General features: G+C 61.2%; 6 protein-coding genes. 1 reads left to right on the forward strand and 5 read right to left on the reverse strand.

Annotated features, from left to right (window positions below):
* Nucleotides 1–3: 3 nt before the first annotated feature.
* The 5 genes from GIB19_RS25335 to GIB19_RS25355 form a co-directional block, all read right to left on the reverse strand.
* Complete coding sequence (locus GIB19_RS25335) at nucleotides 4–1,482, reverse strand: alginate export family protein (RefSeq protein ID WP_027595307.1); 1,479 nt, start codon at nucleotides 1,480–1,482, stop codon at nucleotides 4–6.
* On the reverse strand, nucleotides 1,479–3,038 hold the full coding sequence (gene algK / locus GIB19_RS25340; RefSeq protein WP_274888477.1) for an alginate biosynthesis TPR repeat lipoprotein AlgK: 1,560 nt from the start codon (nucleotides 3,036–3,038) through the stop codon (nucleotides 1,479–1,481). Before algK ends, GIB19_RS25335 begins: the two co-directional genes overlap by 4 nt.
* Before the next feature lie 33 nt (nucleotides 3,039–3,071).
* Nucleotides 3,072–4,238 carry an alginate biosynthesis protein Alg44 gene (locus GIB19_RS25345; protein WP_027595309.1) on the reverse strand — a complete coding sequence of 389 codons (1,167 nt, stop codon included), beginning with the start codon at nucleotides 4,236–4,238 and terminating at the stop codon, nucleotides 3,072–3,074.
* A gap of 36 nt (nucleotides 4,239–4,274) precedes the next feature.
* Nucleotides 4,275–5,756, reverse strand: a complete 1,482-nt coding sequence (locus tag GIB19_RS25350) for a glycosyltransferase family 2 protein (RefSeq protein ID WP_172960386.1) — start codon at nucleotides 5,754–5,756, stop codon at nucleotides 4,275–4,277.
* 81 nt (nucleotides 5,757–5,837) lie between these two features.
* A complete protein-coding gene (locus tag GIB19_RS25355) occupies nucleotides 5,838–7,154 on the reverse strand; it encodes a nucleotide sugar dehydrogenase (protein WP_027595311.1) in 1,317 nt (438 codons plus the stop codon).
* A gap of 1,283 nt (nucleotides 7,155–8,437) precedes the next feature.
* On the opposite strand from GIB19_RS25355, the gene GIB19_RS25360 reads away from it, so the two are divergent.
* Nucleotides 8,438–9,256: an RHS repeat-associated core domain-containing protein gene (locus tag GIB19_RS25360; protein ID WP_274888473.1), complete on the forward strand. Its 819-nt coding sequence runs from the start codon at nucleotides 8,438–8,440 to the stop codon at nucleotides 9,254–9,256.
* Nucleotides 9,257–9,460 lie beyond the last annotated feature (204 nt).

Genomic DNA, 9,460 nt, shown 5'->3' on the forward strand with positions numbered 1-9,460 from the left:
GCCTCAGAAGCGCCAGATCACGTCGACAAAGGCACGGTGCATGTACGAGTCCGCTTCCTTGCCATAGGCGTCACCTGGCTTGAACACACCGGCGCGCAGGCGCACCAGCGCGGACGGTTCGTCGATTGCCTGGCTCATCGAAGCGGGCAACAGGCCCTGCTTGAAGTACTTGGTGACGACCACGTCCATCTCCTGGCCGAGGTCTTTTTCGCCATTGATCAGCGGGCGGTTCACGCCGTTGTCGTTGACCGCAGCGTTGATGCCGCTGGAGCCAATGTTCTGCTCGCCATCGACGCGCCAGAACTTGTGGTAGATCAGGCTGGCGTCGTAGTCGTCGCGCAGTTGCCACGAGGCAAACAGGGTGGCCGCCTGCAGGTTGCCCAACTCGCCACGGAAGGCTTCGCCGAAGCGGTGCACGCGCGAGCGGGTACCGGTGAAGTTGGAGCGGTTGCTCTCAAGGCCGGTCTGCTCGAAGTTGTTCGAGCCGTCATCGCCACCGCCGCCGCTGCCACGGGCGTAGGCCGCACCGACTTGCCAGTTGGGGTCAAGGCGCAGGCGGATGCCGAGGTCGGTGGCCCAGGCGTTGACGTCGCCGCTCTGCTTGCCGGTGGCCACTTGATCGTCGCCCACCTGCTGGCTGCTGAGCTTGTCGCGGTCACCGGTCAGCCAGGTCAGGCTGCCCCAGTAGTTGACGGTGTGGTCGTTGCGCCAGTTGTAGGCGTCACTGTTGGCTTCCAGGCCCAGCCAGGTGAGGTCGCCGGTGCGGGTCTTGTCAAGCGCGTCGATCGTCTCGCCGGGGCTTTTCAGGCTGCCGCTGTCATGGGTGTGGTGGGCACGCAGGCCGACCCAGTGGCCGGGGGTCCATTGCGTGGCGACGTTACCGTAGAGGTGCGTGCGGTCTTTGTCTTCCGGGGCCAGTTCGGTGAGGTCGGTGCGGTACTCGCTGAAGCGCTGGGCCACGCCCAGGTCGGCCTTGAGCAGGGTGGTGTCGAAGGTCCAGTTGAGGGCTTCGATGTTGGTGTCGCGCCACATGCCGTCGTCGCTGCGCAGGCGCTGGCGGCCTAAGCGTAGTTGCTCGCCAGGGTACTGGGTGAGGCCGCTGTAGCCGACCCAGAACTCGCGCATCGCCAGGTAGCTTTTGTCCGGCTTGCGGCTGTCGTCACCGGTGTCGGTGGTGGTGCCGTCGTCGTTCTGGCGCAGGGTGTCGGTTTCGATGGTGTCGGTGGCCGCGACGGCCTGGCCCATGGCGTAGGCGCTCCAGTTGCCGCGCTCGCCGTACACCCAGGGGCGCAGGTCGAGACCGAGGCCGTTGACGTCACCGCCGGGCCGGGTGCCGAGGTCGCGATCGTCTTCCGACTGGCCGGTGATTTTCACGTCCAGGCCGACGTTTTTCTGCGCGGTCATGTCGGCCAGGGTCGGGCAGGACCACAGCAGGGCGAAGCTCAGGCCGATGCCGGCTTTCACGAAGGGATTGAGCGTCATAGCGAGTCCTCACCGTCTACTTCTTGTTCGTCGTCTTGCAGGGCCTCGAGGGCCAGGGTGCTGTTGGCGCCTTGGGCCATGCTGCCGCGCGCCTGTTTTTCCTGCGTCAGCAGGGTTTGCGCCTGGCTGCGCTGGTCTGGCGTGAGTTGCTGATCGAGTTGCTGCAGCAGTTCGGCCGACTGTGGCGTCGGGTTGGCCTGCGACAGTTGCGCGAACACCCAGGCGTTGCCAGGTTGCGGGCGGATGCCATGGCCTTCGCTGAACAGCTGGGCCAAGGCATAGTCGGCGCTGTTCTGGCCGCCACGGGCGGCAGCGAGCAGGTGGTCGACGGCCTTCTGTGGCTCGACATTGCCCAGGTAACCGCGGCGGTACAGCTGGCCCAGGTAGTAATGGGCGCTGACCTCGCCAGCGTCGGCGGCGGCCTGCAGGTGCTGTTCGGCTTTTGCCGCATCGGCGGGCAGCGTCTTGCCTTCGTAGTAGAGGCGGCCCAGCAGCAGTTCGGCGCGTGGCTGTTCGGCGGCGCGGCCTTTGTCGATGTAGGCCAGTAGCTGGTCGGTGTCGCCCAGCTCGGGGAAGTCGTAGACCAGTTGCGCAAGGCTGACCCACGACGCCGGGTTGGCCGGCGCCACCTGTTCGAGCAGGTCCTTGGCGGTTTTATCGTCGGTCTGGCCGAGGCTGCGGTCAGCCAGCACACGGGCGACGCTGTCGACCCGGGTGGCCGGTACGGCGCCGCGGGCATAGGCTGCCTTGAGCTGGCCGAGCAGGGCGGCTTGCTGGTCGGGCTGGCCGCGCTTCTGGTACACGGTGGCCAGTTCGACGTAGCAGATGTCGGTGGTATTGAGCGCGGCCTTGCAGATGCTCTCGACCTCGCCCAGGTGCTGATCGTAGGTGCCCTGGGTGCGATACAGCAGCACCTGGGCCAGGCCCGCTTCCGGGTTGCCGGCGGCGCGCCACTGGTCGATCGCTTGCTGCGCGTTGACGTTGGGGAAGCTCTGCGGGTATTGCAGGTAGAGCATCGCCAGCGGGATCAAGGTATTGCTTTCGCCTTGCTGGGCGGCGCGTTTGAGCAGCGTTTCGGCCTCTTCACGTTCAGCCTGGGTGCTGTCGGGCTTGGCCACCAGCAGGCGCCCGAGCCGAGCCTGGGCCCGTGGCGACGTGGAGGCGGCGGCGCGGTAGGTGGCTTCGGCTTGCTTGATCTGCGCGGGGTCGCGGGTGGCGACCTTGATGTCGGCCAGGCCGACTTGCGCATCGCTGTAGCCGAGGTCGGCCAGGGCCTTGTAGTTGCGCTCGGCCAAAGCGGTGTCGCCGCGCTTGAGGGCTTCGTTGGCCAGGCGCTGGTCAGGCAGGCCGGCACAGCCGGCGAGCGTGATGGCCAAGGCAAGCGTGCCCCATGTGAATGGGCGAGCGCTGCGCGCCCGTTCGCGGCACAAGGCCGCTCCTACAGGTTTTGCGCCAGGCGACAGATGGGGGAGCGACTCGGGCCCTGTAGGAGCGGCCTTGTGCCGCGAACGAGCGCGCAGCGCTCGCAAAACAGGCAACATTAATGCAATAGGCATGACGCGATCGGGCTCAGTCATCGGCTTGTCCTCTTACAGCCCACGGGCCACGGCTTTGTCGATCAGCCAGTTGAACGACGGCCCGCGGTCGCTGCTGACCGAAGCAGGGCGCCCGGCAAGTTCTGCTGGCAGGCCGCTGTCAGGCTTGATCTGCACACGGATGTCAGAGGCCAGGTCTTCGCTGTTGAGGCTGGCGCTGCTGACGATCTGGCCGGTGCGCACTTCGTCTTCGCCGGCCACCTGAAAGTTGACCCGGGTGCCGGGCGTGACCTCGTCGAACTGGCGGTAGCTGAAGCGCGCTTCGACCATCGGGTTGGTGGTGCGTGGGATCAGCTGGAAGATCGGTTGGCCCTTGGCGGCGTACTGGCCGTCATCCACCAGCTGGCGGGCGACCACGCAATCGCAGGGGCTGGTGAGGGTGCCGGAAAGCTGCTTGCCGAACAGTTCCTCAACCTTGGCCGGCTCCAGTTGCGAGTCGTCCAGGTGGCCTTTGAGCATGTCCAGCATGCTGGTGCTGAAACTCGCCAGGGGCGCGCCCTTGACCACTTGGCCGCCGCTTTCGACCAGGCTGTTCACGGTGCCGTCGCGGGGCATGGTGACGCTGGTGGTGGGCACTGCGACCACGCCAGCTTCGGCGTGGCTGACGAAGTACATGCCGTACAGCGACTTGGCAACGAAACCGAAGGCGGCCACGCCGATTACGAACACGCCGAGGGTCACGCTGACCGCCTTGAGGCGGCCGAAGGCGGTCAGGCCGGCACCGCCATCCTTCTGCTTGCGCGCCTTGGTGAAGTTGTCGCGCTGCAGCGTGCTGAGCACATCACCGATGCTGATCAGCTCACCCGACAGGTGGCTGGTGATGATGTGCCGCAGGGTGGCGATGTCGCGCGGCTCCAGGTTCTGGAACTGCGCGCCGGTACGGCCATTGCTGGGGTTGAAGGAGCGCACCTGGAACTCGATGTCGATCGACAGGCCCAGGTTGTCGACCACGAACTGCAGCCGCCCGCGCAGCACATCGCCCACCGACAGTTGCTGTTTGGTGTGGAAGCTCAGGCCACCGGCGGACAGGTCATCGACCTTCACTTCGTGGGTTTGGCGCTGGTTATCCAGGAAGCGCAGCTTGGCTGGAATGCGCACCCGGGCGTGTTGGCGCTGGGCTTCGGACTCATGCACGACGTTGACGTTCACGGCGGTATTCATGGTGGTTTGTTCCTGTTAGATCCGATCCGGTTGGGCTCACACGACCATGAACAGCACAGCAACGAAGATGCTGGCCGCCGAGAAGGTCATGGTCCGCGAGGACCAGGTGTTGAACCATTGTTGAAAGCTGGCGAGGTCACGTTTGAGGGCAGTGGGCTGGCGGGTCCAGGACTGCTTGTCGAGGCGGAAGAACACGTAGATCTTCATCATCGCGCCGACGATCTGGTTGTAATAAAGGATCAGCGGATAGGCCGGCCCGACCTTGTGCCCGGAGCACAGCAGCATCACGGTCAGGATCAGGCGAGTGATGCCGATCCACAGCAGGTACACCAGCAGGAAACCCAGGCCAAACTTGAGGCTGGCGATCACCGCCACGGTCAGGCCCAGCAGGCTGGTCCACATCGACACGCGCTGGTCGAACAGGACGATGCTGGTGAACAGCCCCAGGCGCCGCAGGCCCAGGCCCAGCGCGCGGGAGTTCTGCCGCAGGTTGTTGCCGTACCAGCGGTACATCAGTTTGCGGCTGGCCTTGAGGAAGCTTTTTTCAGGCGGGTGCTCGACGGTGTTGATGGCGGCATCCGGCACGTAGAAGGTGTCGTAGCCCAGGCGCATCAGGCTGAACCAGCTGGACTTGTCGTCACCGGTGAGGAACTTGAAGCGGCCCAGGCGCCAGTGCATCAGCGAGTCGCTTTCGACGTCGGCGATGAACTCGGGGTTGGTCACCACACTGGCGCGGAACATCGACATGCGCCCGGTCATGGTCAGCACGCGCTTGGACAGGGCCATCGAACACATGTTGATGTGGCGCTGGGCGAAGCGCAGCTTGTGCCACTCGCTCATGATGTAGCCGCCGCGCACTTCGCAGAATTCGTTGGTGGTCAGGCCACCGACATTGGGGTAGAGCTTGAACCACGGCACGGTCTTGCAGACCACGCCATCGGCCAGCACGGTGTCGCCGTCGATCACGGCCACCACGGCGTTTTCGTCTGGCAGCATCCGCGAGATGGCGCGAAAACCATAGGCCAGGCCGTCACGCTTGCCAGTGCCGGCGATGCGCACGATGTCCAGCTTGACGTGTGCCGGCGGGTTGTATTTGGCCCACAGGCTTTTCACCAGCAGTTCGTCCGACATCTCCACCAGCGAGCAGACCACGGTGGTGGGGAAGCCGCAGTTGATGGCTTCGCGGATCACCGAGCTGTACACCTGCGCGGTGGTCAGCGCATCGATACGAAAGCTGGTGACCATCAGGTACACGTGGGACGGGTCCGCAGCCTTGCCCAGCTTCTGCACCTTGCGGCGCAGGTACGGGTAGACGGCGTACAGGAAGATCATGCCGCGGATGAAATGGGTGGCGCCCATCGAGTAGCGCCAGATGCCGACTGCGCCGACCAGGAAGATGAAGTGCTTCGACTGCGAGTCGAAGATATCGGCCGGCAGGGCCAGGGCGATCAACATGAGCAGGCTCATGTAGAGCAGCCACCCGGCGCACTGCAACAGCACTGTCTGGAGCCTTTGCATGTTCAGCATCCGTCGCGAAATCAGGGAAGGAAGGGCAGCGCGTGTTCCCTGGGGAGCACCTGCGCTGCCCGGCCAAGGGAGTTACCAGCAGATGCCTTCGGTACGGCTGGTGCCGCAGGTGGCTTTGCTCATGAAGCCCACCAGGTCGATCACCTGTTTGCCTTCCGGCGCTTGCTGGGCAAGGGCGCGGAACTGCTCGTCACGGTTGCCCAGGACGATGATGTCGGCGTTGTCGATGACCTGCTGGAAGTCGGCGTTGAGCAGCGAGGAAACGTGCGGGATCTTCGATTCGATGTAGTCCTTGTTGGCGCCGTGAACACGGGCGTACTGGACGTTCTCGTCGTAGATGCCCAGCTGGTAGCCCTTGCCGATCAGGCGCTCGGCCAGTTCCACCAGCGGGCTTTCACGCAGGTCGTCGGTGCCGGCCTTGAAGCTCAGGCCGAGCAGGGCGACCTTGCGCTTGTCGTGGGCTTCGATCAGCTCGAAGGCGTTCTGCACCTGCGACTCGTTGCTGGCCATCAGCGAATCGAGCAGTGGCGCTCGCACGTCGAGGCTGGCGGCGCGGTAGGTGAGGGCGCGCACGTCCTTCGGCAGGCACGAGCCGCCGAAGGCGAAGCCTGGGCGCATGTAGTACTGCGACAGGTTCAGTACCTTGTCCTGGCAGACCACGTCCATTACGTCGCGACCATCGACACCGACTGCCTTGGCGATGTTGCCGATTTCGTTGGCGAAGGTGACCTTGGTGGCGTGCCACACGTTGCAGGTGTACTTGATCATCTCGGCCACTTCGATCGGCTTGCGGATGATCGGTGCGTCGAGTTCTTCGTACAGGCTTTGCAGCACGTCGCCGCTGGCACTGTCCAGTTCACCGATGACCGTCATCGGTGGCTGGTCGTAGTCCTTGATCGCGGTGCTTTCGCGCAGGAACTCAGGGTTGACCGCAACACCGAAGTCGACCCCGGCCTTTTTGCCCGAGCAGTCTTCGAGGATCGGGATCACCACGTTCTTCACGGTGCCCGGCAGCACGGTGCTGCGGACCACGATGGTGTGACGACGGGTGGTGTCACGCAGCACGTAGCCGATTTCGCGGCACACCGACTCGATGTACTCAAGGCCCAGGTCGCCGTTCTTCTTGCTGGGCGTACCGACGCAGATCATCGACACATCGCTGGCGCGGATGGCCTCGGCGAAGTCGGTGGTGCCGCGCAGGCGGCCATTGGCGATGCCCTGTTGCAGCAGTGCTTCCAGGCCAGGTTCGACGATGGGCGACTTGCCCTGGTTGATCAGGTCGATCTTGGTGCTGGACACGTCCACACCAATCACTTCATGGCCTCGCGCCGTCAGGCAGCCTGCACAGACCGCCCCTACATAACCCAAACCAAAGATGCTGATACGCATCGCTATCACCTCATGTGTGTTTATCACGCCGGCTCCTTCGGAAAGAGCCGGGCCAGGTTGATTAACAACAGTTTTTGGGCGCACGGGTCCATGGCGAATGCACACTTCGCCGAGCGCAGGCAAAATTATTCCGGAGCGCGAAAAGTTGTGCGCTCAAACTTGGCAGTAAAAAGCCATTATTAAAAAACGTGCCTTGGCGTGCAGCCGTCTTTATTGCAATGCGCTACGTGGCGCGCTGCTGTGCTTGTTTTTTCAAGTGGATAAATCCTTTGAAATCAACCACTAGGACGATTTGTAAGGGCGCGTCTCTCCTGCGTGGACAGGGCTCTTGGGGGGTGCCCGTTATACCTGTCGAAGTTGCTGTGGCAGGCAGTGGATACCTGCCGTTGTCATCTGTAAGTCATCTCTCACAGCCCAGGGGCAGGAAAATCGTTACGGCACTATGAGCGATCCGGTATGACAGAAGTTCCTGGCTGGGTTTTGCCCGGATGAAAGATTTCTAAATAATTCTTCAGTGATAAATAGTTTCAATCTGATAGCACTGGGGCGTTTCGTCCCGGTATATAAAGGGCGAGATTGAGGGGGGATGTTTTAATGCCAGTATCGAAAAATATTTTTCAGAAAACGTCAAAAAAGGTACGAACGGTCTTATGGCGTTTGGCGATAAAGGGTGGGCTGGTGGTTTTTTGGCGTCGGGATTGTGGCGTGGTGGCGGATTGATTCGGGCCTGTGTGGGGGGCGGTTGGTGGCTATTTGCCGTGATGGATTGTGTGGGGGTTGGTGCCTGGCGGGGGATTTTCTGGGGTTTCGAGATCGAGCGCCGCCCGCGCGGCGCATCGCGAGCAACGCTCGCTACGTTTGTTTCGGGCCAGTCACACCTGTGAAGGCGGCGCGCGACCGCCTCCCACAAGGTTAATTGGCCCGAAACAACTGTAGGAGCAGCCTTGTGCTGCGAAGCGCCGCGGGGCGGCGCTCGGTCTTGAAGCCGCAGATGTCATGTCGGGCAACTGGCTGCCTCTGCCCCAATTTCAGATATGTACCCCCGTATCAAAATAATACTGTTAGTACAGTCAGGTTTCGCTGAGCGCTGTAAGTTATTTCTCCGTACAGAGTAATCCTGTCTTTTACGCCATCGCGATACTTGCTCGCTAAAGCGCCAAATGCTTGAGGTCGTTTGCTAAAGGCTCTTACAAGCTATCAGATCTGTTAGTAGTTTCACGGGTAAAACTTATAAACACTGGCAGGCAATTCGGGGGTGTGCACTGTAAAAGAAGGAGTTAACGATGGAGTGTGATAAACGCACGGCACGGTATTTCTATCAAGGAAATAAGTTGGCTAGCGTAAAAAAGGCTACACAGGATTGTACAATTGTCCGCGTCGCGAAACAGCCGTTAGCAGAGTGTCGCTCCAGCGATAGCTTTGTAGGTTTGCTGGCGGTTGATAGGGCAGGGTCTGTAATTCAACACATGCAGAGAAGCGACGGGGAAAATTGTGCCTATTCAGTATATGGGTACGCCCCGCTGCCCAGAACGCACCTGGCCCTGGGGTTCAATGGCGAGCAGTTGGAGCAGAGCACCGATCGCTATTGGTTAGGCCAGGGCTATCGGAAATACGATTCACGGTTAATGCGATTTCTTTCGCCTGACCGAATAAGCCCTTTTGGCGCAGGCGGGCTGAATGCCTATGGTTACTGTACAGGCGACCCTGTTAATTATAGTGACCCTAGCGGGCGCATGAGAGGTTGGGTCGCATTTTTGCTTTACAGGAAGAAGCTGGCGAGTATACGTAGTCATCTGAAAATGGTAAAGCGGAGGCTGGAGGATGAAAATAAAAAGTATGCCAAGCGATTGGAGCGTTTCGACAAAGAGTCGACTACGGAAAACCACAGAAGGTTAACGAAAACAGAAGATAAGCGTGACAAGGCTCAGGGAGAGCTGGACTACTATCAAGAGCAAGAAAAACACTATAGATATAAAAAGGCGAAGGCCCGATACGCGGGTCATGCTGAAGAAGCACTGCATAAGAAGCTGCTAAATAAGAGAGGCTGGAATATCGGTGCTGCAGAGCTTCAGCGAATAGCTACAGCGGTACGTAGTTATTAGAGGTTGGGGTGAGTGTGCGTAGGTTTTGTGGTAATGGAACAGAGTGAGCGTATTGACAGAAATGTCCGAGATTGTGACAAAAGGAGCAGCTAGGGGTTCTGCTCCTTGCATCAAATGTGTCTCTAGACGTCCGGCTGATCCCGCAAAAACACCAGATGATCCGCCTTCGACTGCTCGGCACTGTAGTAGTACCCCTGCACATCG

This window comes from Pseudomonas sp. ITEM 17296 (genome assembly GCF_028895205.1).
Taxonomy (GTDB): domain Bacteria; phylum Pseudomonadota; class Gammaproteobacteria; order Pseudomonadales; family Pseudomonadaceae; genus Aquipseudomonas; species Aquipseudomonas kermanshahensis.